Annotated in this window: 26 protein-coding genes; 10 read left to right on the forward strand and 16 right to left on the reverse strand. The window is 66.2% G+C overall.

The window, feature by feature from the left end; translation table 11 throughout:
- The first annotated feature begins 130 nt into the window (after positions 1–130).
- Positions 131–619, forward strand: a complete 489-nt coding sequence (locus ON44_RS09550) for a hypothetical protein (protein WP_051181816.1) — start codon at positions 131–133, stop codon at positions 617–619.
- A gap of 5 nt (positions 620–624) precedes the next feature.
- On the opposite strand, the gene pabB is transcribed toward ON44_RS09550, so the two are convergent.
- Positions 625–2,709, reverse strand: a complete 2,085-nt coding sequence (pabB, locus tag ON44_RS09555) for an aminodeoxychorismate synthase component I (protein WP_040688146.1) — start codon at positions 2,707–2,709, stop codon at positions 625–627.
- A gap of 80 nt (positions 2,710–2,789) precedes the next feature.
- On the opposite strand from pabB, the gene ON44_RS09560 reads away from it, so the two are divergent.
- From ON44_RS09560 to ON44_RS09570, 3 genes are all read left to right on the forward strand, one after another.
- On the forward strand, positions 2,790–3,839 hold the full coding sequence (locus ON44_RS09560) for a phosphotransferase family protein (RefSeq protein WP_040688147.1): 1,050 nt from the start codon (positions 2,790–2,792) through the stop codon (positions 3,837–3,839).
- A 76-nt stretch (positions 3,840–3,915) separates the two neighbouring features.
- Positions 3,916–4,491 (forward strand): DinB family protein, encoded by a 576-nt coding sequence (locus tag ON44_RS09565; RefSeq protein WP_040688148.1) that lies wholly within the window; start codon positions 3,916–3,918, stop codon positions 4,489–4,491.
- Between the two features lie 174 nt (positions 4,492–4,665).
- Positions 4,666–5,796 (forward strand): NDMA-dependent alcohol dehydrogenase, encoded by a 1,131-nt coding sequence (locus tag ON44_RS09570; RefSeq protein ID WP_040688149.1) that lies wholly within the window; start codon positions 4,666–4,668, stop codon positions 5,794–5,796.
- A gap of 64 nt (positions 5,797–5,860) precedes the next feature.
- Here the strand turns inward: ON44_RS09570 and ON44_RS09575 are convergent, their stop codons facing one another.
- Complete coding sequence (locus ON44_RS09575; protein ID WP_040688150.1) at positions 5,861–7,048, reverse strand: serine hydrolase domain-containing protein; 1,188 nt, start codon at positions 7,046–7,048, stop codon at positions 5,861–5,863.
- Positions 7,049–7,132: 84 nt separating this feature from the next.
- Here ON44_RS09575 and ON44_RS09580 point away from each other — a divergent pair, with 84 nt between their 5' ends.
- Both ON44_RS09580 and ON44_RS09585 read left to right on the forward strand, forming a co-directional pair.
- Entirely contained in the window at positions 7,133–7,963 is an 831-nt protein-coding gene (locus tag ON44_RS09580; RefSeq protein WP_040688247.1) for a serine hydrolase domain-containing protein, read from the forward strand.
- A gap of 120 nt (positions 7,964–8,083) precedes the next feature.
- Positions 8,084–8,617, forward strand: a complete 534-nt coding sequence (locus ON44_RS09585; protein ID WP_040688249.1) for a DUF3145 domain-containing protein — start codon at positions 8,084–8,086, stop codon at positions 8,615–8,617.
- A 20-nt stretch (positions 8,618–8,637) separates the two neighbouring features.
- Here the strand turns inward: ON44_RS09585 and xylA are convergent, their stop codons facing one another.
- The 3 genes from xylA to ON44_RS09600 are packed head-to-tail and all read right to left on the reverse strand — an operon-like array spanning position 8,638 to position 12,267.
- A complete protein-coding gene (xylA, locus tag ON44_RS09590) occupies positions 8,638–9,816 on the reverse strand; it encodes a xylose isomerase (protein ID WP_040688152.1) in 1,179 nt (392 codons plus the stop codon).
- Between the two features lie 19 nt (positions 9,817–9,835).
- Positions 9,836–11,011 carry a 4-hydroxybenzoate 3-monooxygenase gene (locus ON44_RS09595; RefSeq protein ID WP_040688153.1) on the reverse strand — a complete coding sequence of 392 codons (1,176 nt, stop codon included), beginning with the start codon at positions 11,009–11,011 and terminating at the stop codon, positions 9,836–9,838.
- Positions 11,008–12,267: an MFS transporter gene (locus ON44_RS09600; RefSeq protein ID WP_051181817.1), complete on the reverse strand. Its 1,260-nt coding sequence runs from the start codon at positions 12,265–12,267 to the stop codon at positions 11,008–11,010. Before ON44_RS09600 ends, ON44_RS09595 begins: the two co-directional genes overlap by 4 nt.
- 91 nt (positions 12,268–12,358) lie before the next feature.
- On the opposite strand from ON44_RS09600, the gene ON44_RS09605 reads away from it, so the two are divergent.
- Entirely contained in the window at positions 12,359–13,279 is a 921-nt protein-coding gene (locus ON44_RS09605; RefSeq protein WP_040688155.1) for a LysR family transcriptional regulator, read from the forward strand.
- Here ON44_RS09605 and ON44_RS09610 read toward each other — a convergent pair.
- From ON44_RS09610 to ON44_RS09655, 10 genes are all read right to left on the reverse strand, one after another.
- Complete coding sequence (locus tag ON44_RS09610) at positions 13,263–14,072, reverse strand: IclR family transcriptional regulator domain-containing protein (protein ID WP_040688156.1); 810 nt, start codon at positions 14,070–14,072, stop codon at positions 13,263–13,265. The genes ON44_RS09605 and ON44_RS09610 overlap by 17 nt on opposite strands.
- Positions 14,073–14,094: 22 nt before the next feature.
- Positions 14,095–14,481 (reverse strand): 4-carboxymuconolactone decarboxylase, encoded by a 387-nt coding sequence (pcaC, locus tag ON44_RS09615; RefSeq protein ID WP_062992341.1) that lies wholly within the window; start codon positions 14,479–14,481, stop codon positions 14,095–14,097.
- Entirely contained in the window at positions 14,478–15,254 is a 777-nt protein-coding gene (gene pcaD / locus ON44_RS09620) for a 3-oxoadipate enol-lactonase (RefSeq protein ID WP_040688158.1), read from the reverse strand. The genes pcaC and pcaD overlap by 4 nt, the downstream gene beginning before the upstream one ends.
- A 132-nt stretch (positions 15,255–15,386) precedes the next feature.
- Entirely contained in the window at positions 15,387–16,739 is a 1,353-nt protein-coding gene (gene pcaB, locus ON44_RS09625; RefSeq protein ID WP_040688160.1) for a 3-carboxy-cis,cis-muconate cycloisomerase, read from the reverse strand.
- A complete protein-coding gene (gene pcaG, locus ON44_RS09630) occupies positions 16,732–17,274 on the reverse strand; it encodes a protocatechuate 3,4-dioxygenase subunit alpha (RefSeq protein ID WP_040688161.1) in 543 nt (180 codons plus the stop codon). The genes pcaB and pcaG overlap by 8 nt, the downstream gene beginning before the upstream one ends.
- Positions 17,267–17,989 (reverse strand): protocatechuate 3,4-dioxygenase subunit beta, encoded by a 723-nt coding sequence (pcaH, locus tag ON44_RS09635; RefSeq protein ID WP_040688163.1) that lies wholly within the window; start codon positions 17,987–17,989, stop codon positions 17,267–17,269. The genes pcaG and pcaH overlap by 8 nt, the downstream gene beginning before the upstream one ends.
- The gene (locus ON44_RS09640; RefSeq protein ID WP_040688165.1) at positions 17,986–19,167 is read right to left on the reverse strand and encodes a thiolase family protein; all 1,182 of its coding nucleotides are present in this window, start codon (positions 19,165–19,167) and stop codon (positions 17,986–17,988) included. Before ON44_RS09640 ends, pcaH begins: the two co-directional genes overlap by 4 nt.
- Positions 19,164–19,946: a CoA-transferase subunit beta gene (locus tag ON44_RS09645; protein ID WP_040688167.1), complete on the reverse strand. Its 783-nt coding sequence runs from the start codon at positions 19,944–19,946 to the stop codon at positions 19,164–19,166. Before ON44_RS09645 ends, ON44_RS09640 begins: the two co-directional genes overlap by 4 nt.
- The gene (locus ON44_RS09650) at positions 19,943–20,764 is read right to left on the reverse strand and encodes a CoA transferase subunit A (protein ID WP_040688170.1); all 822 of its coding nucleotides are present in this window, start codon (positions 20,762–20,764) and stop codon (positions 19,943–19,945) included. Before ON44_RS09650 ends, ON44_RS09645 begins: the two co-directional genes overlap by 4 nt.
- Position 20,765: 1 nt before the next feature.
- Positions 20,766–21,764 (reverse strand): zinc-dependent alcohol dehydrogenase, encoded by a 999-nt coding sequence (locus ON44_RS09655; protein WP_040688172.1) that lies wholly within the window; start codon positions 21,762–21,764, stop codon positions 20,766–20,768.
- A 230-nt stretch (positions 21,765–21,994) separates the two neighbouring features.
- Between ON44_RS09655 and ON44_RS09660 the strand changes: the two genes are divergently transcribed.
- From ON44_RS09660 to ON44_RS09665, 3 genes are read left to right on the forward strand one after another with little or no spacing between them, the layout of a single operon-like run.
- The gene (locus ON44_RS09660) at positions 21,995–23,710 is read left to right on the forward strand and encodes a sugar phosphate isomerase/epimerase and 4-hydroxyphenylpyruvate domain-containing protein (protein ID WP_245567080.1); all 1,716 of its coding nucleotides are present in this window, start codon (positions 21,995–21,997) and stop codon (positions 23,708–23,710) included.
- The gene (locus tag ON44_RS52390; protein ID WP_245567081.1) at positions 23,685–23,855 is read left to right on the forward strand and encodes a hypothetical protein; all 171 of its coding nucleotides are present in this window, start codon (positions 23,685–23,687) and stop codon (positions 23,853–23,855) included. The genes ON44_RS09660 and ON44_RS52390 overlap by 26 nt, the downstream gene beginning before the upstream one ends.
- Positions 23,856–23,914: 59 nt before the next feature.
- Positions 23,915–24,868, forward strand: a complete 954-nt coding sequence (locus ON44_RS09665) for an MFS transporter (protein ID WP_245567082.1) — start codon at positions 23,915–23,917, stop codon at positions 24,866–24,868.
- 20 nt (positions 24,869–24,888) lie between these two features.
- Here the strand turns inward: ON44_RS09665 and ON44_RS09670 are convergent, their stop codons facing one another.
- Entirely contained in the window at positions 24,889–25,353 is a 465-nt protein-coding gene (locus tag ON44_RS09670) for a YbhB/YbcL family Raf kinase inhibitor-like protein (protein WP_040688255.1), read from the reverse strand.
- Positions 25,354–25,426 lie beyond the last annotated feature (73 nt).

Here is a 25,426-nt window from a genome sequence, read left to right on the forward strand (position 1 = left end):
CGAACCACCGACACGCCGACTTCTGCGGTCCGTACCTTCGGCGGTGCGAGCGAGTGCGCACCGACGCGACACAAACCGGTCGGTCGGGGATATCCGGCCTCGAGTGCCATGGGTGCGGCAGAGTGAAGGGATGACTACCCCGAAGGGAGCGGGCCGCAAGGGCGCGACTGCGAAGGCGCCGGGTGGGCGGGTGCCGAGTCCCGGCGATGTTCTGGCGGCCGCGCAATCGGCGGTGGAGGCGGCGCAGTCGGCGGCGAGTCAGGTATTGGATGCCGCACAACTTACGGCCGGTCAGGCCTTCGATGCGGCGGTGCGCCTGCCACCGGCCTCGGCTCAGCTGGCGGCTCAGCTCCCGGATCTGATCGAGAGCCTCTCGATCGCCATCGACCGGCTCAACTCCACCATCGATCGCCTGGACCGCACCCTGGCGCTGGCGGATCCGGCCTTCGCCGCCTACGACCGACTGCTGCCCCGCCTGGAGGCGATGATCGGCCTCGGCGAAGACCTCTTCGCGGCCCTCGCCAAACTCCCCGGCGTCTCCCTCCTCGGCCGCTTCACCGGCAAGCCCGCCGAACCGCCCGCGCCTCCCGAACCCCCAAAACGCGGCCGCCGCAAATAGCAGGCTCAGCGCGGCGTGGCGCGGTGGGTGGCGGCGGCCTTGAGCAGGGTTTCGCGATACTCGTCCGCGGGGTCCGAGTCGAGGACGATGGCGCCGCCCGCGCCGATACGCCAGTGGCCGTCGTGGCGGACCGCGGTGCGGATGACGATATTGAGGTCTGCGGTGCCCGCCAGTCCGAGGAAACCGATGGTGCCCGAATAGATGCCGCGCGCTTCGGTTTCCAGCTCGTCGATGATCTCCATCGTCCGCAACTTGGGCGCCCCGGTCATCGAGCCGCCCGGGAAACACGCACGCAGACAATCGATCACGTCGACATTCGGTCGCAGCGTGCCGCGCACGGTGGAAACCAGTTGGTGCATGGTCGTATACGTCTCGGTGGCCATCAATTTCGGCACGTGCACACTGCCGACCTGGCAGACCCGGCCCAGGTCATTGCGCAGGAGGTCGACGATCATCAGGTTTTCGGCCCTGGTCTTCGGACTGTCGGCCAGTTCGCGCCGCAGCCACTCGTCCTCGGCGGCCGTGGTCCCGCGCGGCGCGGTGCCCTTGATCGGCTTGCTCTCCACGGTGCGGGCGCGGTCCACCTTGAGGAAGCGCTCTGGTGAGGAGCAGGCGATTTCGAGATCGTCGAAGCGCAGATACGCCGCGTACGGCGCGGGATTACAGCGGCGCAGTGTGCGGTAGAAGTCGAGTCCATCCGCTTCGGCGGCCGCCATGGATGCGGTGTCGGTCAGGCAGATTTCGTAGGACTCGCCCGCATGCAGCCGCTCCTGGCAGACGGCGATATCGGCGAGATACCGCTCCCGCCCGCGGGTGAACAGCGGTGCGACGGCAGTGGTATCGGAGCGTACCTCGAGTGTCGGCGGATTCGCCCACGTCGGTAGGGATTCCAGGATCTCGCGGGTATCGCGCAACCAATCCGCGCCCGCCCGAAGGGCTTCCGGCGTGGGATCGGTGAGTGCGAGCAGATGGGTGCGCCCGCCGACGTGGTCGACGACCACGATCCGATCGGCGAAAATCCACTGTGCGTCCGGTGTCGAGGCGCGATGCGCGGCATTCGCACCGCAATCGGCCTTCACCTCATAGCCCAGGTATCCGACGTAACCACATGCGAAATCGAAAGGCAGATCGGGTAGTTCGGTATGTCTCAGGTGTAGCTGCCCGGCGAGATAGTCGAGAATTCCGCCGGGTACGGTCCGCCGATTCCCGTCCGAGGATTCGACCGTCACCTTGTTCTCACCGACCCGGTAGCGGATCACTTCGGCCAGCGGACCGCTCGCATCGCCGAGGAAGGAGAACCGATCCAATCCGGGTTCGACATGTTCGCTGTCGAGCCAGAATGCGGTGGGGGAGTTGCCGTATAGCCGGAGGAACGCGGCCTCGGTATCGATCGCCCGCTCGATCACCGCATGCCGCAGCTGCCAGGAACGCCGGGATTCGCGGAATTCGTGTCTACCCATCAGCGGCTCGGCATTCTCGAACGGCGCGATGATGCTCGACCGAATCCGCTGGCCCGCGGTAAGTTTCGCGAAATTGCCGAGCAATGCCGCACCGTACTCGCTGGCAATCGATTCGGGATGGAATTGCACCCCCCACTGCGGTCTGCTCCGGTGCCGCACACCCATGATCACCCCATCGGCCGCGACGGCGGTGATCTCGAGGCTGTCCGGCAACGGCCGCTGTGCGCACAGCGAGTGGTAGCGCACCGCGGTGAACCCCTCGGGCAGCCCGGCGAACAGTTCGTCGCCGTCGTGCTCGATGTGATCGAGATAGCCGTGCCGTGCGGTGGGCGCGGTCGTGACGATGCCGCCCGCCGCGACGACGATGGCCTGATGTCCGAGACAGACGCCGAGCAGGGGCAGTTCGGTCTCGCGGATCACCGCGGCCGAAATGCCGATATCCCGGCCGACATCCGGGCGACCCGGCCCGGGGGAGATGACGACATTGTCGAAGCGCTCCAGCCTCAGCCGTGCGATATCGTCCACCTCGTCATTGCGCACGACCGTGGGTTCTTCCCCGTTCACCTCGCTGATCAGCTGATAGAGGTTGTAGGTGAACGAGTCGTAATTGTCGATCAAGAGCGTGCGCATCGTGCTCCGAACCCTACGCCGCGCCGGGCGAAGCGAACTGTTGTCATATGCCTTCAGTTAGGTTCGGCGCGTGGTGCACAATGTGGGACATGTCAGAGGTGGATCGCGAGATCGTCGACTTTGCCGTCGTCGGTAAATGGATGGACGAGCAGGGCCTGCCTGCCGGTGAGTTCGAGGATGTGACCGCCCTCGGCGGCGGAACCCAGAACATCATGCTGCGCTTCGCGCGCGGCGGTCGGGACTACGTGCTGCGCCGTGGCCCGAAACATTTGCGCGCCAAGAGCAATGACGTCATCCGCCGCGAGGCCCGGCTCCTCGGCGCGCTCGACGGAACCGGCGTGCGCGCGCCGAAGGTGATCGCGGCCTGCCCGGACGAATCCGTCCTCGGTGCGGTGTTCTACCTGATGGAGCCCATTACCGGATTCAATCCGCAGAACGAATTGCCGCAGTTGCACGCGAGCGATCCGCAGATCCGGCGGCAGATGGGCCTGTCCGCGGTGGAGGCCATCGCCCGCCTCGGCTCGCTCGACCATCAGGCGCTCGGCCTGCAGGACTACGGCAAACCGGACGGCTTTCTGGAGCGTCAGGTGCCGCGCTGGCTCGGCGAACTCGAGTCCTATTCGGCCAATGCGGGGTATCCGGGCCCGGAGATTCCCGGTGTGCAGCAGGTCGGGGAATGGCTGGATCGGAATCGGCCCGCGCGGTGGACGCCCGGCATCCTGCACGGCGACTGTCACCTGGCCAACATGATGTTCTCCTACGACGGCCCGGAGGTGGCCGCGATGGTGGACTGGGAGATGTCGACCATCGGCGACCCGCTGCTCGACCTCGGCTGGCAGATCGCGACCCGTCCGGAGCCGGGTGCCACGGGCGCGGCGCTGATCGGCAAGCTCGGCGCCGTCGGCGGTCTGCCGACGCCGGAGGAGATGGTCGAGCACTACGGCAAATTCTCCGACCGCGACCTGAGCAATGTCACCTGGTACACGGTGCTCGCCTGCTTCAAGCTGGGAATTGTGCTGGAGGGCACGCATGCTCGCGCATTCGCGGGCAAGGCACCCGAGCAGGTCGGTGACTTCCTGCATGCCATCACACTCGAGCTCTTCGAACGGGCGCATCGTCTGATGGAGTGAACGGCTTGTCGGGATCTTGTCGCTAGCTGGCTGAATATGTATCGCTGAAGATATTCAGCCAATCTAGGGTAGGCGCATGCCGATCGTTCCCGACGTCAAGAACTGGACCTGGGTCCTCGAACGTTCCTGTCACGAATGCGGATTCGACCCGGAGTCGATCACCTACGCGGCGGTGCCCGATCTGACTCGGGAATACGCGGGCCGTCTGTCGGCAACGCTCACGCGACATGACGCCACCGCTCGCCCGGACGACTCCACCTGGTCGGCGCTCGAATATGCCGCTCACGTTCGCGATGTCTGCCGAATCTTCACCTACCGCACGGCCGTCGCGGCCCGTATCGAGGCAGTGGATCCGAGGGTTCCCGGGTTCGAGGCCGAAGGCCTCGAGTCCGAGGACGGTATCCCGGTGTTCTCGAACTGGGATCAGGACGTCACCGCCATCGCCGATCAATACGACAAGCAGGATCCGCGAAAGGTCGCCGCGGAGTTGACCGACGCAGCCGACGCTGTCGCGCGCGCCTTCGGATCGGTCCCCGCGGCCGCCCTCGGCAGCCGGGCGCGCCGCAGCGACGGCTCGGTCTTCACGGTCGAATCCCTGGCCGCCTACTTCCTGCACGACGTAATCCACCATGTGCACGACGTGAGTGGCTGAAGTCGGGCAGTATCGCTCCGGGACGGGTTTGCGGTGGGATGGAACTGGAACTCGTTCGGGGGTTCTGTCAATCCGTGTCGACGAATTTTCGATCGAGTACTAGAACGCGTTCCAGTTTTCTCGTAGTGTGGGTGCAGTCACATAGAAGCCCGTGCATGCGAGAGGTCGACACGAATGAAGACGAAAGGCGCGATCCTGTGGGGGACCGACCAGCAGTGGTCGGTCGAGGAGATCGAGGTCGGCGATCCGGTATCCGGTGAGGTGCAGATCCGGATGGAAACCGCCGGTATGTGCCACTCGGACCACCACATCGTGACCGGCGCGACGCCGATGCCCGCATTCCCGGTCATGGGCGGCCACGAGGGCGCGGGCGTGATCACCAAGCTCGGGCCGAACTGCCCCGCCGATCTGCAGGTCGGCGACCACGTGATCCTGTCGTTCATCCCGGCCTGCGGTCGCTGTCCGGCGTGTGTGAGCGGCAATATGGCGCTGTGTGATCTGGGCGCGGGCCTGCTGATGGGTCAGGCCATCAGCGACGGCACCTACCGGATCCAGGCGCGCGGTGAGAATGTCATCCCGATGTGCCTGCTCGGCACCTTCGCGCCGTATATGACGGTGCACCACACCTCGGTGGTCAAGATCGATCCGAGCATTCCGTTCGAGGTCGCCTGCCTCGTCGGCTGCGGCGTCCCCACCGGCTTCGGTTCTTCCACCCACGTCGCCCAGGTCGCACCCGGCGAGACCGTGGTGATCGCGGGTATCGGCGGCGTCGGTATGAGCGCGCTGCAGGGCGCGGTGCTCTCCGGCGCGTCCAAAGTCGTTGCCATCGACCCGAACCCGTGGAAGCGCGAGCAGGCGCAGAAGTTCGGCGCGACGCATACCTACGAGAGCATGGCCGCCGCGATCATGCCGCTGATGGAGGCCACCGAGGGCCGGATGGCGCAGAAGGTCATCCTGACCATGGGTGAGATGCACGGCGAATACATCGAAGAGGGCCTCATCCTCACCGCCAAGGCAGGCACCCTGGTCGTCACCTCCATGGGCCGCATGGACGAGAACGATGTCAAGCTGAACAGCTTCCTGCTGTCCATGCTGCAGAAGACCGTCAAGGGCTGCATCTTCGGCGGTGGCAACGCCCGCCAGGACGCGCCGCACCTGCTGTCGCTGTACAAGTCGGGCCAACTGAACCTCGACGATATGGTGACCCGCCAGTACTCCCTGGAGCAGATCAACGAGGGCTACCAGGACATGTTGGACGGCAAGAACATTCGCGGCATCATCAAGTACACCGAGGCCGACTGGTAAACCGCCGGGTCACCGCTCGGCGAGCTCGGTCGCGACGAACCGGCTTGCCGAGCGGAAATTTCGGCTATACGGGGCAGCGGAGCAGGGCATTGCGGAGGTTGCGGCTGCGGACATCGTCGAGGACGGCCAGGCCTAGGCGGTTCATCGAGTAGCCGAAGCCGAGACCGGTTGCCGGATCGGCGAATCCGAACGAGCCGCCGAGGCCCGTCGTGCCGTAGGCGCGTTTATCCGAGCCGAAGCGGAACGAGCCGCGGGATTTGCGGAAGCCCAGGTGATAGCGAGACTTGGTGTGCAACACCAGATCATCGGCGGGCACATCATCCGCGGCCGCGGCGGTGAGCCGATCGAGCACCGTGTCCTCGATCGGCAGCGCACCGGTGCGACCCGCCGCAGCGCCGTAGGTCTTGGCCAGCGACCTGGCATTGCCGACGCCGTTGGAACCCGGCATCTCCAACTCGAGCAGTTCGCGTCGGCTTGCCCGCACCGGCGCGCCGATGCGCGGATTGGTCAGTGCCGCATGGGAAAGCCCGCGCTTGGCGAAGATCTCCGCACCGATGCGCACCGGAATATCGCGCTCGTAGCGCAGGATGTCCACGCCCTCGGTGGCGGCCAGGGTGGCGATCCGCTCCATACTCTGTTCGGCGGGCAGGCCGATGAAGAAGTCCAGGTCGAGCGGTTTCGCGATTTCCTCGGCGAAGATCCGGCCGAGTGTGCGGTGTTCCGGATCGGCGCGGCGCACGAGTTCGCCTTGATACAGGCCCAGGGTGATGGCGTGATAGCCGTGTCGCGTGCCCGGCCGCCACGCGGGCCGCTGCGCCGCGAGAATCGTTGCGAGACCGTCGAGATCGGCGATCTGCCGCAGGCGTACCACGGTGTCCAGTCCGGACAGTCCGGCCTGATGGTCGATCAGCTGACGCACCGTGACCGTGCTCTTGCCCTGCGCGGCGAACTCCGGCCAGTACTTCGCGACCGGCTCCTCGTAGTCCAGCAGTCCCTTCGACACCATCGTGGCGACCACGAACGCGGCCATACCCTTGGTCGAGGAGAAGACCGGCACGATCGTGTCGCGTTCCCACGGCAGGGTCCGGCGGCGGTCACGATGCCCCGCCCACAGGTCGACCACCGGGCGATCGCCCGCGTAAACGGCCACGGCAGCGCCGATTTCGCCGTGCTGGGCGAAGTTGCGGCGGAAGGCGTCGGCAACGGGACCGAAACCGGCCGCCACATCGCCGTGGATGGTGGGTGCGCTCATGATCAGTTGATGGTACCGGCGGTACCGACTTCTCATGCAGACGGTGCGGACACGCCGGGAACGGGCGTCTCGTACGCTCATTTCGTGCGTGCATTCGAGCAGATCAAGAACTGGCCGGTTCGGCATGCGGCGGCGGGCGTCGTCACCGGCGACGGTGCGCAGACGGCGGGTGATACCGAGCGCGTATTCCCGCTCGCCTCGGTGACCAAGCCGCTGGTCGCCTACGCGGTACTCGTCGCGGTGGAGGAGGGTGCGATCGAACTCGATCAGCCCGCCGGTCCACCGGGAGCTACCGTCCGGCATCTGCTCGCGCACACTTCCGGCATCGCCTTCGATACCACCGAGGTGATCGCCGCACCCGGCACGCGGCGCATCTACTCCAGCGCCGGATTCGAAATTCTCGCGGCCTTCGTCGCGGAGCAGACCGGGATCGCGTTCCCGGAGTACCTGCGCGAGGCTGTATTCGAGCCACTCGGCATGACGGCCTCGGTGCTGGCCGGTCCGGCCGGACATGCGGGCCGGTCCACCGCGGCGGATCTGGTGCGCTTCGGTGCGGAACTGCTGGATCCCCAGCTGATTTCGGCACAGACCCACGCCGAGGCGACCACGGTCGAGTTTCCGGGACTCAACGGTGTGCTGCCGGGTTACGGATCGCAGCGTCCCAACGACTGGGGACTCGGATTCGAGATTCGCGACGGGAAATCACCGCACTGGACCGGCGGATCGAATTCCGCAGGTACCTATGGCCATTTCGGGCAGTCCGGCACATTTCTGTGGGTCGATCCCGAATTAGGAGTGGCGAGTATCGCTTTGAGCGACGAGAATTTCGGCGACTGGGCACGGGAGGCATGGCCCGTCTTTTCCGATGCGGTGATCGCCGAGGTGATCCTCGCTCGGAACTCGGTTGCGAAGTAACAGGTCGGACACGCCTCCGAAGTAACATGTGTAACTCGGGGCACTCCAGTACACTCGGGCAACGCCAGTACGACGGATCGTTGGGGAAGACGTTTCTCGTCGAAGCTGGAGGTGTCAGTGGTGCGCGCATCGAGTCAGTTCGCGGACGCGACGGCGGGTGTGGTCTATATCCACTCATCGCCGGCTGCGCTGTGCCCACATATCGAATGGGCACTCACCTCGGCCCTCGGCTCACCCGCGAAATTGCGCTGGACCGCACAACCCGCCGACGGACAGTTGCGTGCGACCACCGACTGGATCGGTCCGGTCGGCACCGCATCCCGAATTGCCCAATCCTTGCGGTCCTGGCCGGTGCTGCGCTTCGAGGTCACCGAGGACCCCAGCGACGGCGTCGACGGTGAGCGCTACAGCTTCGTGCCCACCCTCGGCCTCTGGCACGGCTCCACCTCCGCCAACGGGGATGTCACCATCGGCGAAATGCGTCTGCGCGCCATGCTGCAGGCCAACCGTGAACTCGGCAACTACACCGGCTATGACCTGGCAACCGAACTCGACCGCGCCCTCGGTACCCCCTGGGACGAAGATCTCGAGATCTACCGCTACGGCACAGAATCCGGCGCCGAGGTGACCTGGCTGCGCCGCGACGTCGGCTGATCGGTCACTCTTTCAAGGTCTCAGCCGATCAGGTGCTCGAGTGCGAGTTGTTGCAGTCGGACGAAACCGAAGTCCCGTTCGGCGGCCTCGTCCGGGTCGAAACCGTCGTCGATGTGCAGGAATGCCTCGATCGATTCACCCTCGTCGAGGGTGGGTTGCGCCAGGTCGAGGACGCCGGAGTAGGCCATCGCCTCCTGGACGCGGGAATCGGCGCGGAACGCGCGCGCCTTGTCCGCCAGCATCAGATAGGTCGCCATACAGGCCTTGGCCGATTCCCATACGCCGGTGAGGTGCTCGGTGCGTGAGGGCTTGTAGTCGAAGTGCCTTGGTCCGGTGTAGCGCGGGCCGTCCGGATAGCCGGGGAAACCGTTTTCGAGCAGGTCGACGGTGAAGAATGCGGAGACCAGATCGCCGTGTCCGAAGACCAGGTCTTGGTCGTATTTGAGACCGCGCTGGCCATTGAGATCGATGTGGAACAGCTTGCCGCTCCACAATGCCTGGCCGAGGGCGTGCGTGTAGTTGAGGTTGGACATCTGTTCGTGGCCGGTTTCCGGGTTGAGGCCGATTATGTCGCCGTGCTCCAATTCGGCGATGAGGGCGAGTGCGTGCCCGACGGTGGGCAGGAAGATATCGCCGCGTGGCTCATTGGGCTTGGGCTCCAACGCGATTCGCAGGTCGTAACCCTGTGACTTGATATAACCGGCGACCGTATCCAAACCCTCTTTGTAGCGCTCGAACGCGGCGAAGATGTCCTTGGATCCGTCGTACTCGCTGCCCTCGCGGCCGCCCCACATCACGAAGGTGGTGGCGCCGACCTGCGCTGCCAGATCCACCGCGCGCAGGATCTTGCGCAGACCGAAGCGGCGGATCGAGCGGTCGTTGGCGGTCAGTCCGCCGTCCTTGAAGACCGGATGGGTGAAGGTGTTGGTGGTGACCATCTCGATGGTGAGACCGCAGCGAGCGGTCGCTTCTTCGAGTCGCGCGAGGTTGCGCTCCTTGGTGGCGTCGTCGGCATCGAAGGGGAATACATCGTTGTCGTGGAAGGTGATTCCCCAGACGCCGAGTTCGGCCAGGCGTTCGGCGTACTCCCACGGTGCGAGTGCCGGTCGGGTCGGCAGTCCGAACGGGTCGGTACCCGTCCAGCCGACCGTCCACAGGCCGAAGGAGAACTTGTCGTCGGTGGTGGGTTGACGGGTCACGCGATGCCTCCAGATGTGTTTACGGCGGGCCCCAGCTTCCGGTGTACCCCTCGGCGAAGTACGCCGCGCCGCGCCGGGATTCGGTGAGCATCGCGAGTTCACCACGTTGGCGTTCGAGATCGAAGGGGGACGCGCCGTCGATCGAGTGCAGGAGGGTCGTCGCCCAGTAGGAGAAATGCTGAGCCTTCCACACTCGATCGAGCGTACGGTCGGTGTAGCGACGCAATGATTCGTCAGAGCCGCCGGCGAAGTATTCGTCGATAACCTCGTGCAGCACGCGCACATCCGCGAGCGCGAGATTCAAACCCTTCGCGCCGGTGGGCGGGACGGTGTGGGCGGCATCGCCTGCCAGCAGGAGTCTGTCGTGGCGCATCGGTGCGGTGACGAACGAGCGGAACGGCAGCACCGTCTTTCCGCTGATCGGCCCCTCTTGCAGTGTGAAACCGTTGCCGTTGACGCGTTTGCGCATTTCGGCCCAGATTCGTTCGTCGTCCCAGTCTTCGGGGCGCTCGGTGGGTGCGCACTGGAAATACATGCGCTGCATCGTCGACGTGCGCTGGCTGACCAGGGCGAAGCCGTGTTCGGAGCGCGCGTAGATCAGTTCCGGATGCGACGGCGGCGCCTCGGCGAGGAAGCCGAACCAGGCGAAGGGGTATTCGCGGAACCATTCGGTGCGCACGCCATCCGGAAAGGCGTGACGGCAGATCGAACGTGAACCATCGGCCCCGACGATCAGATCGGCCGCCAGCCGGGCCGGGCGGCCGTCCGCCTCGGTGAACGTCACCACCGGAGGATCGATGGAGACCGCGGTATCCCGGATGCCATAGCGGACATCGCCGCCATCGGTCTTGCGGCGGTCGGCGAGGTCGGTGAACACATCGGTCTGCGGATACAGCCACACGGATTCACCGACCAGTTCCCGGAAATCGATCCGATGGTTGTCACCGTCGAAGCGCAGCACCACACCGTCGTGCCGGTCGCCTTCGGTGAGTACGCGATCGGAGACGCCGGAATCCACCAGCATGCGCACCGAACCCGCCTCCAGGATGCCCGCACGAATGGTGGTCGCGATGTCCTCGTGCGTGCGGATATCGATGACGACGGATTCGATTCCGGAGCGGTGCAACAGATGTGACAGCAGCAGACCCGCCGGACCCGCGCCGACGATGGCGACCTGTGTGCGCGTATTCCTCATAGGGCGAACCCCTTCGAAGTGTCGAGGGTGGTGGCCGGTTCCACCGGCCGAGTGCTGAACCGGGACACCGCCGTCATCGCGAGCATGCCGACGCCCGCCACCGCGGCGAAAAAGTAGAAGCCCCACGGGTATGCGGATCCGGCGACGATGAGCCAGCCGGTAATACTCGGACCGAATATCGCGCCGAGTCGACCCACACTCGAGGTGAGGCCGAGCGCGGTAGCCCGCACCTCGGCGGGATATACCTGCGTGACGTAGGCGTAGATGAGCGCCTGGGCCGAGAACACGAAGATGCCGGTGACCAGTACCAGCGCATTGAGGAGCACGGTGCTGGAGACTTTGACGCTCAACATGGCCAGCAATACGGCGGCGGCCGCAAACCAAACGAGGACAGTCGGTTTCGTGCCGCGACGGTCCGCGAGCGGACCGGCGATCAGCAGCCCGACGATCGCACCGACATTCAGCACCAGCAGCAGTGTCAACGACGTCGACATGTTGTACCCGGCGTCACGCATCAGCTTCGGCAACCAGGTGTTGAGTCCGTAGACCAGCAGCAGGCCCATGAACGAACCGACCCACACCCCGAGTGTCGTGCGCAGATAGCGTGGCGCGAGCAGCACGGTCGGCCGAACCCGTTCAGGAGCGGCCTTGGCGGCCAGGTACGCCTCGGATTCGGGCAGTTTGGCCCAGATCAGCGGCAGCAGTAGGAATCCCGCGATGCCGCCGAGAAGGAACAGCGGCTGCCAGTGCGGAACAAGCTGTAGCGCAAGGAGCGAGGTGATCACCGCGCCGACGTGATAGCCGGTCATCGTGATGGTGCCGGCGAGGGCACGGCGGGTGGCGGGTACCTGCTCGGCCATGAAGGTCAGCGCCGTCGGCAGACAGGCGCCGAGCCCGATCCCGGCCAGCAGGCGGAATACGCCGAAAACGGTGACGGATCCGGCCGCCGGGACGGCCGCGGTGAATGCCGAGAACAATGCGATCGAGGCGAGTAGCACCTTGCGGCGGCCGTAGCGGTCGGCGATCGGCCCGACCAACGCGGCGCCGATGGCGACACCGACCAGCGAGATCGTCGCGGCGAATGTCGCGCGCGCCGCGGTGAATCCGATGTGGTGCTGCTCGATGAGGGTGGGAATGACGGCGCCGAGCACGACCAGGTCGTAGCCCTCGAGCAGAACGATGAGCCAGCACAGCATGGCCGGCCACGACGACAGCTTGTTCATGATGATTCGTTTCTGCAGATTCGGGCCGGTCATAGCGGGCCCTGATTGTGATGGCTCTCACGCTAGAATGACCGGCAATCAGAAATCCAATTGATATTTTTCTCGATTCATATAGAGGAGATCTATGGCAGCCGAGTTCGATCTGAACCTGGTGCGCACCTTTGTGCTGCTGTACGAAACCAGGAGTGTCACGGCCGCCGCCGACCTGCTCGGGGTCACCCAGCCGACGGTCAGCTATGGGCTCGGCAAGTTGCGGCGGCGGCTGCGCGATGAACTGTTCGTGCGCGGCCCGGGTGGTCTCGTACCGAGCGCGGAGGCCGAGCGGCTGTATCCGCCGCTGCGTGCGGCTATCGCGGGTGTCGACGAAACACTCAGCGCGGCAACCGAATTCGACCCAACCCGACCGGCCCGCTTCGCGCTCGGACTCTCCGACCTCGGCGAGGTGACGGTGCTGCCGCTGGTGCTCGCGGAACTGGCGGTCCGGGCACCGCAGGTGACCCTGCAGGTCGAGGCCTTCGATGTCGATACCGCGACCGACCGGCTGGCCCGCGGCGAGGTCGACGCGATGGTGGCCAGTCCGATACTCGATTCACCTCGGCTGACTCGGACGCCGCTGTTCAGCGAGGGCTATGCCGGACTGGTCGCGGCGCGCCACCCTCGGCTGCGCGCTGCGACGCCCACGCAAGCCGAACTGGAGCGTGAGCGACATATCGTCGTCGAGGGCGTGACGGGCCACCCCGGCCCGCGCAAGGCGTTGCGCGAGCACCATCTCGAAGACCGCGTCGCTGTGCGCGTCACCCGATTCGCCACCCTGCCGTATGTGGTTCAGGACAGTGAGCTGGTCGCCATCGTTCCCGAACGGGTGGCACACGCTTTGGCGCGCACCCATCCCGTGCGCGTATTCACCCTCCCGTGGCCGATCGAGCCGGTGGAGGTAGCGGCATATACCCGGCGCGCACCCGGTCGCGCCGCGGCTCAGGGGTGGTTCCTGGACGTGGTTCGGGCGGCGCTACAGAATCTGCCGTCGGTCAGCCCAGCCGCGTAATCGGTTTCGCGGCGGTGAGATCCGCTTCGATTCGATGGGCGGCCGTCTGCAGGCGTGGAATCAGTTCGGCCTGAATGGATTCGATGCTGCGGCGGGAGGCGTGCGTCGAAATATTGATCGCGGCGATCACCCCGGACCGGTCGCGGATGGGGGCCGCGACCGACCGCAGACCCTCCTCCAATTCCTGGTCGACGATGGAATAGCCCTGTGCGCGAACCGTTTCCAAGGCGGCGCGCAAAGCGACCTGATCGGTGATGGTGTTGGCGGTCAGCCGGGCCAGTGGCGTGCGCGTCAGATAGGCGTCGAGTTCGGCCGCTGGGAGTCCGGCCAGCAGGACATGGCCCATGGAGGTGGCGTAGGCCGGGAAACGCGTGCCGATATTGATGCTGACGGTCATGATCCGGGATGCGGCGACCCGGGCGACGTACACGACATCCGGACCGTCGAGCACCGATACCGAGCTGGATTCGTGCACGTCGGCGGAGAGCTGTTCGAGGTGCGGCTGCGCCACCTCGGACAGGCTCATGCTGGACAGATACGAATAGCCCAGTTCCAGCACCTTGGCGGTGAGCGAGAAGCGTTTGCCGTCGGTGCGGACGTAGCCGAGATCGGTGAGGGTCAACAGGAACCGGCGCGCCGCCGCGCGGGTGAGTCCGGTCAGGCGCGCGACATCGGAGAGCGTCAGCTGCGGGTTCTCGGCGTCGAATGCCTTGATGACCGCGAGGCCGCGTTCGAGCGACTGCACATAGTGGGTGCCGCGCTGGGCGTCGTCGTCGTTACCGCCGGTCGTCATCGTCGTCCTCCTCGACAGGGTGCTACAGGGCGGTATCGTCCCCGAGTTCGGCCAATACCTGCTGCCCGATCGCGAAGGCCGCGTTGGCCGCCGGCACACCCGCGTAGGCGCCGGTGTGCAGCAATACTTCGGCGATCTCGGCGGCGGTGAGACCGTTGGTGATCGCGGCGCGGACATGCATCGCGATCTCCTCGTGCCGCCCGAGGGCGGTGAGCACCGCAAGGGTAACGCAGCTGCGGGTGCGCCGGTCCAGGCCCTCGCGGGTCCAGATCGAGCCCCACACCGATTCGGTGATGTATTCCTGGAACGGCCTGGTGAATTCGGTGGTCCTGGCGACGGCGCGATCGACGTGATCGTCGCCGAGCACTTCGCGCCGGACCGCCATGCCGCTATCGGCTCGTTCGTTCACGCGTCCTCCTTCAGATGAGCGAGAATCAGATCGTTGACCGCTTCCGACGCCTCGGCGCTGGCCAGATGTGCGCCGGGGCTGACGATTTCGAGGCGCGCGTTCGGGACCGTGCGCGCAATGCGCTGTCCGTGCTCAGGTGGGATGGCCGGATCCTGGGCGCCGGCGATCACGAGTGTGGGTGCGGTGATCGATGACAGCCGGGCTGCGATATTCATCGTTTCGATTGCCGCGCAACAGGATGCGTAGCCGTCGGCGTCGGTGGCCGCGACCATTTCCGCGTAGTAATGGGTGCGCTCCGGATGGTCCGCGCGCCATTGCGGGGTGAACCAGCGTTGCACCACAGCATTTGAAACTGCCTGTGTCCCTTCGGCTCTGACCAGCGCGGCGCGCTCGGCCCAACCGCTGGGCGGACCCAGTTCGGCGGAGGTGCAGCACAGGGTGAGCGTACGCAGCCGGTCCGGTGCGTGCTCGCCGAGCCACATGCCGACCATGCCGCCGAGTGAGAGTCCGACGAAATGCGCTCGTCGGGCCCCGAATCGGTCGAGCAGCCCGATCACATCGGAGCCCAGGTCCGTCAGCGTGTACGGGCCAGGGGGTACCGGGGATGCGCCATGTCCGCGGTGGTCGTAGCGCAATACCCGATACCCGGCGGCGGTCAGGGCGGTGATCTGTGGATCCCACATCCGTAGGTCGCTGCCCAGTGATCCGCTCAGTACGACGGGTTCGCCGTCGTCGGGACCGGCCACGAGGCAGTTCACTTCGACGGCGCTCACGACTCAGCCTGCCGAATCCGCAGGCTGCCACTGGGCGTCAGCGCGACCGGTTCGTACATCTCTACCACGCTCATGACTCCGCCTCCCTGGCGCTTGGCTTTTGGGTGGCCCAGCTGACGACTGATCGGTCGCTCATGATCGGTCCTGCCAGTCGTTGAGTGCTCTGTCGATGAACTCGGGCGTCGACCCGAGGTACCGCGCCGGATCGAGCAGTCTTTCGATCTGTTCGCGTTCCAGATACTTCCCGACCACCGGATCGGCGGCGAGCAGATCGGCGAGTGAGCCTGCACCGGCGAGGGCCGCTTGGCAGCACTGCGCGACGGCATCGCCCGCGGTATGCCTGCCGATCTCGCCGTTGGATGTCGAAACCAACTCGGTCACCACGTTTTCCGCGAGCACGAGGCCGCCGGTGAGGTCGAGGTTGGCACGCATGCGCTGTGGATCGACTCGAAGTCGCTCCAGGCTGATACGCAGCCAATGCACCGCGGAACCGGTGGTCCGCAGCAATTCGATATACGGCCGCCATTCCGCATGCCACGAGCCTGCCGCGCGCTGATGTTCGTGTGCGGCCGCACCGAGCAGTGCGGCGACCAATCCCGGTGCCTGCACGGCGGATCCGGCGGCAAGAACGGCGGCGACGGGATTGCGTTTGTGCGGCATGGTCGAGGAGCCGCCCGTACCCGCAGGGCCCTCCTCGTGGACTTCCGCGACCTCGGTCTGCGCCAGCAGCGTGATATCGCGGGCGATCTTGGCCACCGCCGCGCAGGTCTGACCGAGTGCCCCGGCGATCTCGGCGATGCGGCCGCGCTCGGTATGCCACGGCAGGGCCGGTTCGGCCAATCCGAGCTGCCGCGCGAGCTCGCTCAGGACGGCAATCCCGTTGTCGCCCAGGGAAGCCAGCGTGCCGACCGCTCCGCCGAACTGCACCGCCAGGCGGTGCCGCCGGATGTCGTCGAGCCGGTCCCGCGCCGCGGCGAGACCACCGAGCCAGCCCGCCGCGGTGAGACCGAAGGTGACCGGCGGTCCCTGCTGGAGCAGGCTGCGCCCGGCCTGCACAGTGTCGGTGTGGATTTCGGCGAGGTGCGCCAGCTGGGCCGCGCATGCGCGCAAGTCGTCATCGAGCACTGCCAGCGCCCGATGTGTCACCAGCATGGCGGCGGTATCGCCCACGTCCTGGCTGGTCGCGCCGAGGTGCACATATCCGGCCGCATCACCCGCGACACGTGCGGTGAGCGCCCGCACCAGCGGCCCGGCCGGATTGCCGATGCCGACCGCCTGCCCGCCGAGTTCGGTGATGTCGTAATCATCTGCGTCGCAACAGCTTTGGATTGCGGCGGCGGCCTCGGGTGGAACGACTCCGGCCGCGGCCGAGGCGGCCGCCAGCGCGCCCTCGAAGTCGAGCATGGCCTGCACCCATGCCCGGTCGCCGACCTGCGCCGCGACCGGACCGGCCGCGAGCACAGCGTCGAACAGACCGTCAGACATCGAAGAACACCGTCTCGCGCTCACCCTGGAGGTACACGTCGAAAACATAGCCATCGGAACCGTTCCCGGCGACCAAGGTGCCGCGCCGCTCCGGCGGCACCGTGGCCAACACCGGATCACTCGCGTGCTGATCGGCGTGCTCGGGGAAGTAGATGCGGGTGACCACTCGATGCAGCAGACCACGGGCGAATACCGAGACATCGATATGCGGGGCCTGCCCATCGCCGAGCGCGCCGGGAACGACGGTGTAGACCGCGAATTCGCCCGCTCGGGTGTCGCTGCGTGCGAATCCGCGGAAATATTCGCGGACACCGCGACCGTCGTCGGGATGCGCGATATGCCCGTCCGGGTCGGCCTGCCAGATCTCGATCATGGCGTCATCGATCGGCTCGCCGACGGCGTCGAGCACCCGGCCGCGAATCCACACGGCCCCTGGTGTCCCCAGCGGCACAGCGTACGGGCCGTCGTCCCAGGTCAGTCCGATGTGCAGATAGGGGCCGACAGTCTGCGAAGGCGTGGTGGGCAGATTAGTCATCGTCCTCGTCGTCCTCGAAAGGCGTGGCGTCCCGGCCACGCAATACGATGTCGAACTCGAAGGCCAGCGCCCGCTCGGGTTCGCTGCGGTCGAGATCGAAGCGGCTGATCAGCAGTGGGCGAGCGGCCTCGGGCACCGAGTTGAAGATGGGGTCCTGGGCGAACAACGGATCGTCCGGAAAATACATCTGGGTGACCAGTCGCTGGGTGAAGGCGCGCCCGAACAGCGAGAAGTGGATGTGCGCGGGTCGCCAGGCATTGTGGTGGTTGCGCCATGGATAGGCGCCGGGCTTGATCGTGGTGAACTCGTAGCGGCCCGCGCCATCGGTGAGCGTGCGCCCGGCGCCATCGAAGTTGGGATCGAGCGGGCAGTCCCACGCGCCCCGGTCATGGCGGTACCGGCCACCGGCATTGGCCTGCCAGATCTCGATCAGCGAGTTCGGGATCGGCTTGCCGTCACCGTCGAGTAGCCGGCCGTGCACGATGATGCGCTGTCCGAGCGGTTCCGCGCGGTGCTGCGCGGTCAGGTCGTTATCGGTCTCGGCGAGCCGGTCCGCGCCGAGCACCGGAGCGGTGAGTTCGGTCAGCCGTTGCGGCAGCAGGACCAGCGGCTCTTTCGGATGCCGAAGGGCGGTGGACTTGTACTCCGGGGAGTCCAGCGGCGGGTGGGTGCCCGCCGGATCTCTTCGATAGCCTTGCAGCGCACGGGTTTTCATGATGTCGCCTCCAGAACAACGGCCAGCCCCTGGCCGACTCCGATACACAGTGCGGCCAGTCCCCACCGGCTGCCGCTACGCCGCATTTCGCGGGCGAGTTGGTTGATGACGCGTCCTCCGGACGCGCCGAGCGGGTGGCCGATCGCGATCGCGCCGCCGTTGACATTGACGATGTCCGGATTCAACTCCGGCCAATCCGCGAGGCAGGCGAGCGATTGCGCGGCGAATGCTTCGTTCAATTCGACCACGCCGAGATCGCCCCAGTCGATTCCCGCGCGCCGCAGGGCGACGCGCGCCGCTTCGACCGGACCGATACCGAAGACATCCGGATCGACGCCCGCCGCACCGCGTCCCGCGATCCGCGCCAGGGGTGTCCGGCCGAGCCGATCGGCCAGGGCTTCGTCTCCGAGCAGCAGGGCGGAGGCGCCGTCGTTCAGCGGTGAGGCATTTCCGGCGGTGACGGTGCCATCAGGCCGGAACGACGGTTTCAATCCCGCCAACCGCTCGACGGTCGTTTCCGCCCGCAGCGACTCGTCGCGAGCCAGTTCGGTGCCGGGCACGGCGACGACATGATCGTCGTAGAAGCCGTTGTCCCAGGCCTTCGCGGCGAGCTGATGGCTGCGTGCGGCGAATTCGTCCTGCGCCGCACGCTCGATTCCGTAACGGCCCGCGAGGATTTCGGTGCTCTCACCCAAGGACACCGTCCACCGCCCGGGCATTGCCGGATTCACCAGCCGCCAGCCCAATGTCGTGGAGTGCAGTGTTTCGTTGCCGACGGGAAATCCCTTGGCGGGCTTGGGCATAACCATGGGCGCGCGGCTCATCGATTCGACGCCGCCGACGACAACCGTTGCCGCATCATCGGTTTCGATCATACGGGCGGCCTGCATCGCGGCGTCCATACTCGACCCGCACAGCCGGTTCACGGTCGTGCCGGGCACCGAGGTCGGCCAATCCGCGAGCAGCGCTGCCATGCGTGCCACATTGCGATTATCCTCGCCCGCCTGGTTGGCCGCTCCGAAGACGATCTCGTCCACCGTCGCGGGGTCCAGATCGTTGCGGTCCGCGAGCGACCGCAGCACGGTGGCGGCGAGGTCATCGGGCCGGATGCCGCTCAGCGCACCGCCGTACCTGCCGAACGGGGTGCGAATACCGTCGTAGAGAAATGCGCTGGTCATGAGGCGGCCTTCAGCGCTCGCAGGGTCTCGAGTTCGATGGCAGTCGGCGGCTCGCCGATTTCGAGATCCGGCGCGACCCGCAGCTGCCAGCCGGTGGCAGCGCGGACCTGCTCGACGGTCACGCCCGGATGCACCGCGACGAGGATCAACTCGCCGGTGTCGTCGGGCCGCATCACCCCGAGGTCGGTGATCACCAGGGTCGGGCCCGCGCCGCGCAGGCCGAGTTTCGCGCGCTCGCCGGTACCGCGACCGTGCCCGAAAGAGGTGATGAAGTCGACTTTGTCGACGAAGGAGCGGCGCGACTGACGCACAACGACGAACACCTCGCCACAGGAGGCGGCAATCTCGGGCGCGCCACCGGCTCCTGGCAAGCGGACCTCGGGATGGGTGTAGTCACCGCCGATGACGGTGGTGTTGATATTGCCGTACTTGTCGAGCTGCGCGGCCCCGAGGAACCCGATATCGATGCGACCCGGCTGCAGCCAATAGTTGAAAATCTCCGGCACGCCGATCACTGCGTCGGCGGTCTCGGCGAGCACACCGTCACCGATGGAAGCGGGCAGCCGATCCGGCTTCGAACCCAATGTTCCGGATTCGTAGATGAGGACCAGATCGGGCGCGTGGGTGTTGCGTGCGAGATTGGCGGCCGTCGACGGCAGTCCGATCCCGACGAAGCACCGTTTGCCCGCGCCGAGTGCCCTGGCGGCGGCGATCGTCATCATCTCGTCGGCGGTGTATGTCGTTTCCATTGTGGCGGTGCGGGTTTCGGCGATGGTCATACTGTCTCCGTGGTGGCGGTGTACACGTTTTCGTCGAGCCAGCGGGTGAAGTGGTCACGGTCTCGGCTGATCGCGTCCCAGGTCTTGTAGTAGTCGTTGTCGCGTTCGGAATAGCCCTGTGCGTAGGACGGATGCGCGCCGCCGGGCACCTCCGCGACGGCGGTCACCGCCCACGCGGGCAGCACGATCGCGCCGGGCACCGGAGTCAGCTCGTCGACGATTTCCTCGACCGTGACCAGGCTGCGACGCGCGGCCAGGACCGCCTCCTTCTGCACTCCGAGCAGTCCCCACAGCTGCACATTTCCGGACCGATCGGCGCGCTGGGCGTGGATGACCGTGACATCGGGATTGATCGCGGGAACCGCGGTCAGCTGTTCCCCGGTGAACGGGCAGGTGATCGGTTTGATGGTGTCGGTGACCGTCGGCAGATCGGTGCCGACGTATCCGCGCAGCACGGCGAACGGCAATCCGGACGCTCCCGCGACATAGCGATTCGCCATACCGGCGTGGCTGTGCTCCTCGATATCCAACGCCGCGGGCCAGGCATGCTGTACCGCGTCGCGGAACCGGTGCAGTGAGCCGACGCCGGGATTGCCGCCCCAGGAAAAGATCAGCTTGCGTGCACAACCGGCCCCGATCAGCTGGTCGTAGACGATGTCCGGCGTCATCCGCACCAGCGTCAGATCCCGCTTGCGCTGGCGGATGATCTCTTGCCCGGCGGCCACCGGGATCAGATGCGTGAACCCCTCCAGCGCGACCGTATCGCCGTCGCGGACGAGTTCGTCGACCGCAGCTGCCAAGGAGGTAATCCTGGCCATATCACTCCTCATTCGAAATCGTGGAAACGCGGCCGAGCCGAATCCAGCACTTGCCCGGGGTGGATCGCACCGCGGTGAAGGCCCGATCGGCGTCGTCGAGTGCGAACTCGGCCTGCAGCACCCGGCTCGGCGCGATCGCGCCGGAATCGAGCAGGACCGTGGTGTCGGCGAAATCGCTCGGGTGGTCGTAGATCAGCGAGCCGATCAGCCGCAGCTGCCGATAGACGAGATCGAAGCTCGACAGCGCCAGCGGTTCGGCATTGATCCCGATGAGCACCGCGGTGCCGCCGGCGACGAGCCGATCCAATGCCGGGGGAAGTGCGGCGGGCACACCGGATGTCTCGAAGAGATAGTCGAAACCGGATGCCGATTCGTCGGCCGCTACCGCGCCGAGCGATTCGGCGAGCGCGCGTCGGCCCTCATGCGGCTCGATGACTGCGGGTTTGATCCCCGCCGCGACCAGCAGTTCGCACAGGAACAGACCCTGTGAACCCGTGCCGACCACCAGGCAGCTATCGCCCACCGTGATTCCCGAGCGACGAATGGCCGCGCGCGCGACGGTCAGCGGCTCGGTGCACACCAGATCCTCCAGCGGCACGGCGGGCGCGACCGGAAAGGTGAATTCGGCTGGTACCGCTACCAATTCGGCGATGACGCCGGGCGTATTGATACCGAGGATGATCCGGTTCGGGCAGGCCGAGGTGAAGCCGGAACGGCAGGCCGCGCATGCCATACAGCAATAGTTCGGCTCGATCGCGACCCGCTGGCCGATCCGTCCCGCGTCGACATCGGTGCCGACGGCCACGATCTCGCCGACCCCTTCGTGGCCGACGATCCACGGCAGCTCTGGAACCGGCCGATGGCCGTGGTAGACGGACAGATCCGAACCGCACAGGCCGACGCCGAGCATCCGCACCAGGACATCACCCGGCCCGCAAACCGGATCCGGCAGCTCCGCGACCGCGATCCGCTCGGGCGCAACCAAGGTAGCCGCCTTCATGATTCTCCTTGTGCGCAATCCGTACAACTGGTTGATATGCGAACATCGTAGGTCCAATCCGATGGTGACTCAAGTCCCATATATCGATCGATGGCATGGTGGAACCGCTTCGAACTGGCATTTCCCCAGCAAGGGCGACTTGTTGGCAGTGACTCGGATCACCTCTACCCTCAATTCACATTACGCACAGATGTTCGCGATGCGAACATGATCGAAATTTAGGAACCACCGTGCCCGCTTCGACGCGATATCCGAGGACCGCCCGGCGATCCATCGCCACCGTGTGCCTGTCCGGAACCCTCGAGGACAAACTCGGCGCGGCCGCCGCCGCGGGCTTCGACGGCATCGAACTGTTCGAAAACGATCTGATTGCCAGTCAGCTCAGCCCGGAGCAGGTGCGGGAGCGCTGTGCCGAGCTCGGTCTGTCGATCGACCTCTATCAGCCCTTCCGCGACTTCGAGGGCGCACCGCCGGAGGTGTTCGAGGCGAATCTGCGGCGGGCGGAACACAAATTCGACGTGATGGCGGCGCTCGGCGTCGACACCGTGCTGGTGTGCTCCTCGGTCGCGCCCGGCACCATCGATGACGATGATCTCGCCGCCGATCAGCTGCGCGTGCTTGCCGAGCATGCGAGCGAACGCGGTTTCCGCATCGCCTACGAAGCCCTGGCCTGGGGTGCGCACGTGAACACCTGGGACCACTCGTGGCGCATCGTGCAGAAGGCGGGCCATCCAGCGCTGGGGTTGTGCCTGGACAGCTTCCACATCCTTTCGCGCGCGAGCGATCCCGCGGGCATCGCCGATGTGCCGGGGGAGAAGCTGTTCTTCCTGCAGCTCGCCGACGCACCGCACCTGACCATGGATGTGCTGCAGTGGAGCCGCCACTACCGGCTGTTTCCCGGCCAAGGGGCCTTCGATCTGCCCGCATTCCTCGGCTATGTCCTCGATGCCGGATACACCGGGCCGCTGTCGCTCGAAGTGTTCAATGATGTTTTCCGCCAAGCCGATCCGGCGCGCACCGCCCGTGACGCGATGCGTTCGCTGCTGTGGCTGCAGGAGCAATACGGTGCGACCGCGGCCGATACCGCCGCGCCCCCGCTGCACGGCCACGCCTTCACCGAGCTCAGCGTCGGCAGTGCGGCCGCGGCGCGCATCGGGGAGACGTTGTCCGCCATGGGTTTCAGCCGCACCGGACAGCATCGGAGCAAACCGGTTCAGCTGTGGCAGCAGGGCCGCGCGCGAGTTCTGTTGAACAGCACCGTCACCGCACACCACCAGGCGGATCTGGCCGAGATCAGCGCATTCGCCGTGGAGAGCAGTGACCCGGCTCGCTCAGCCGCGCGCGCCGAGGCGATGCTGGCCCCGGTCCTGCCGCGCGAACACGGTCCGGCGGAGGCCGATCTCGCCGCCGTCGCCGCGCCCGATGGGTCCTCGGTCTTCTTCTGCCGCACGACATCCGACGGCTGGCTCGGTGATTTCGACCCCACCGCTGCGGAATCGGTGACGGTAGACGTGGCATCGACCGCCATAACCGGGATCGACCACATCGCCCTGGCACAGCCGTTCGACTACTTCGACGAGGCGTCGCTGTTCTACCGTGCCGCTCTCGGTCTGCACGCACATCACGACACCGAATTCGCCGCACCCTACGGACTGGTCCGCGACCGCGCCGTCGGCAATGACGACGACACGGTGCGCATCGTGCTCAGCACCACCCTGCTGCGCCGCGGAAGCTGGGCGCCGGGCGTCTCGGACCCCCAGCACGTCGCCTTCGGTACCGACGACATCTTTGCCACCGCCGAAAGAACTGCGCCGCCGCGGCGCCCCGGTACTGACCATCCCGGCCAACTACTACGCCGACCTCGACGCCCGGATCGCGGTTCCGGCCACCCGCCTCGACCGCATGCGGCGGCTCGGCATCATGTACGACCGCGACGAGCGCGGTGAGTTCTACCACCTCTACACCGAAATCCTGGGCAGCCGAGTGTTTTTCGAGGTGGTTCAGCGCGTGCGCGGATACGCCGGTTTCGGCGCGGTCAACGCACCGGTCCGCATGAGCGCGCATCGCGCGCGCCGCCTGGCGCACCACTGACGTCCCCTGAATCCGAGAAAAGAATTGCGGCGCCGATGCCGTGTCGAAGGAGAAGTAACATGATCGTCGAGCACGCCCCGTTCGGGCGCCGCGGATTCTTCGCCAGCTTCGCGCTGCAAGGTGTGCAGGCCGGTCAAATCCTTGCCGCCGCAGCGTTTTTGCCGATGTCGGCACTGTTGCCCGATGATGCGTTCCAATCCTGGGGTTGGCGAATTCCGTTCCTGCTCAGCGTCGTTGTGCTGTTCGCCGGTTATCTGATCCGCCGTCGGGCGGACGAAACTCCCGCATTCCAGGCCGAGCAGGCGCAGCAGGAGGTCGTCGCCTCGCCGATCGTGCAGGTCGTGCGGGAGAACGGGTCGAATATGCTGCGCGTGATCTGCATGGCGTTGATGAACGCCATCCCGACGGCCACCACCATCTTCGGCGCCACCTACGCCACCAATCACAGCTACGGAATCGGCATCAGCAAGACGACGTTCCTGTGGATCTCCGTGCTCGGCAATGTCGTCGCGGTCCTGCTGATTCCGTTCGTCGGCAGCCTCAGCGACCGCATCGGCCGCCGACCCTGCATCATCGTCGGCTCACTAGGTTCCGGCGTCCTGTCGTTCGCCTACCTGGCCGCCATCTCGCACGGCAGCGTCGCCCTGACATTCGTACTCGCCATCCTGATGTGGGGCATCGTCTACCAGGGCTACAACGCCGTCTTCCCGGTGTTCTATCAGGAAATGTTCCCCACCCGCACCCGCGTCACCGGCTTCGCGGTCTCGCAGAACATCGGCACCGCCATCACCGCCTTCCTGCCGACCGTCTACGCGGTCGTCGCGCCGCCCGAATCGAACGTTCCGCTCATTGTCGGCGCCTTCACCTTCGGCTGCGCTGTGATAGCCGCGGGCGCCGCATTCTCCGCGCGCGAGACATTCCGCATCCCGCTCGAAGACCTCGGCGAACCGGATGCGGCCCCGCTGTCACGCGAGGACTACTCGCGCCTGCGCGCCGAGGCGATCGCGGCGTAGAGATGCGCGGTGCGGGCGGATCAGGCGGCGAAGAGGCCGACCAGGGTTCCGCTCGCGACGACGTGGTCCGTGATGGCAGATCGGACCACGTCGGCCGTGGTTTCCTTGGTGAATCCCGGCTTTTGGTCCAGGGCGTAGAGGCGGAAGAAATACCGGTGCGGCTGGTCGCCGACCGGCGGTCGCGGACCGCTCCAGCCGATTTCACCGAAGTCATTGGGACCCGCGACGGCCATCGGCGGTGGCGCGTCCGGCCGGATACTTGTCGCGTTCGGCGCGATGCCGGTCATCAGCCAGTGGGTGAACGGCCTGCCCGGTGCGTCCTCGTCCTCGCAAAGCAGGACGAGCTCTACGGCGTCGTCGGGTATACCACTCCACTCGAGCGGCGGGGCAACGTTTCCGCCGTCGTAGGAGTAGCGGTCCGGAATCGTCGCGTGGTCGGTGAACGCGGCACTGTGCAGGTCCGCGCGTGCCGGCGTCCGTCGCACGTCAGATCGCTGGCTGGTGGGATTCGCCATAGTTTCCTCCGGTCGATCGATGGTTCGAAGCTGCCTCGGAATC

This window comes from Nocardia vinacea NBRC 16497 (assembly GCF_000308835.1).
Classification (GTDB): Bacteria; Actinomycetota; Actinomycetes; order Mycobacteriales; family Mycobacteriaceae; genus Nocardia; species Nocardia vinacea.

Coding starts and splice junctions, on each gene's coding strand:
- ON44_RS09550 (WP_051181816.1), top strand. CDS start 131: ATGACTACCCCGAAGGGAGCGGGCCGCAAGGGCGCGACTGCGAAGGCG.
- pabB (WP_040688146.1), bottom strand. CDS start 2,709: ATGCGCACGCTCTTGATCGACAATTACGACTCGTTCACCTACAACCTC.
- ON44_RS09560 (WP_040688147.1), top strand. CDS start 2,790: ATGTGGGACATGTCAGAGGTGGATCGCGAGATCGTCGACTTTGCCGTC.
- ON44_RS09565 (WP_040688148.1), top strand. CDS start 3,916: ATGCCGATCGTTCCCGACGTCAAGAACTGGACCTGGGTCCTCGAACGT.
- ON44_RS09570 (WP_040688149.1), top strand. CDS start 4,666: ATGAAGACGAAAGGCGCGATCCTGTGGGGGACCGACCAGCAGTGGTCG.
- ON44_RS09575 (WP_040688150.1), bottom strand. CDS start 7,048: ATGAGCGCACCCACCATCCACGGCGATGTGGCGGCCGGTTTCGGTCCC.
- ON44_RS09595 (WP_040688153.1), bottom strand. CDS start 11,011: ATGAGGAATACGCGCACACAGGTCGCCATCGTCGGCGCGGGTCCGGCG.
- ON44_RS09600 (WP_051181817.1), bottom strand. CDS start 12,267: ATGACCGGCCCGAATCTGCAGAAACGAATCATCATGAACAAGCTGTCG.
- ON44_RS09605 (WP_040688155.1), top strand. CDS start 12,359: ATGGCAGCCGAGTTCGATCTGAACCTGGTGCGCACCTTTGTGCTGCTG.
- ON44_RS09610 (WP_040688156.1), bottom strand. CDS start 14,072: ATGACGACCGGCGGTAACGACGACGACGCCCAGCGCGGCACCCACTAT.
- pcaB (WP_040688160.1), bottom strand. CDS start 16,739: ATGTCTGACGGTCTGTTCGACGCTGTGCTCGCGGCCGGTCCGGTCGCG.
- pcaG (WP_040688161.1), bottom strand. CDS start 17,274: ATGACTAATCTGCCCACCACGCCTTCGCAGACTGTCGGCCCCTATCTG.
- pcaH (WP_040688163.1), bottom strand. CDS start 17,989: ATGAAAACCCGTGCGCTGCAAGGCTATCGAAGAGATCCGGCGGGCACC.
- ON44_RS09640 (WP_040688165.1), bottom strand. CDS start 19,167: ATGACCAGCGCATTTCTCTACGACGGTATTCGCACCCCGTTCGGCAGG.
- ON44_RS09645 (WP_040688167.1), bottom strand. CDS start 19,946: ATGACCATCGCCGAAACCCGCACCGCCACAATGGAAACGACATACACC.
- ON44_RS09650 (WP_040688170.1), bottom strand. CDS start 20,764: ATGGCCAGGATTACCTCCTTGGCAGCTGCGGTCGACGAACTCGTCCGC.
- ON44_RS09655 (WP_040688172.1), bottom strand. CDS start 21,764: ATGAAGGCGGCTACCTTGGTTGCGCCCGAGCGGATCGCGGTCGCGGAG.
- ON44_RS52390 (WP_245567081.1), top strand. CDS start 23,685: ATGTACGACCGCGACGAGCGCGGTGAGTTCTACCACCTCTACACCGAA.
- ON44_RS09665 (WP_245567082.1), top strand. CDS start 23,915: ATGATCGTCGAGCACGCCCCGTTCGGGCGCCGCGGATTCTTCGCCAGC.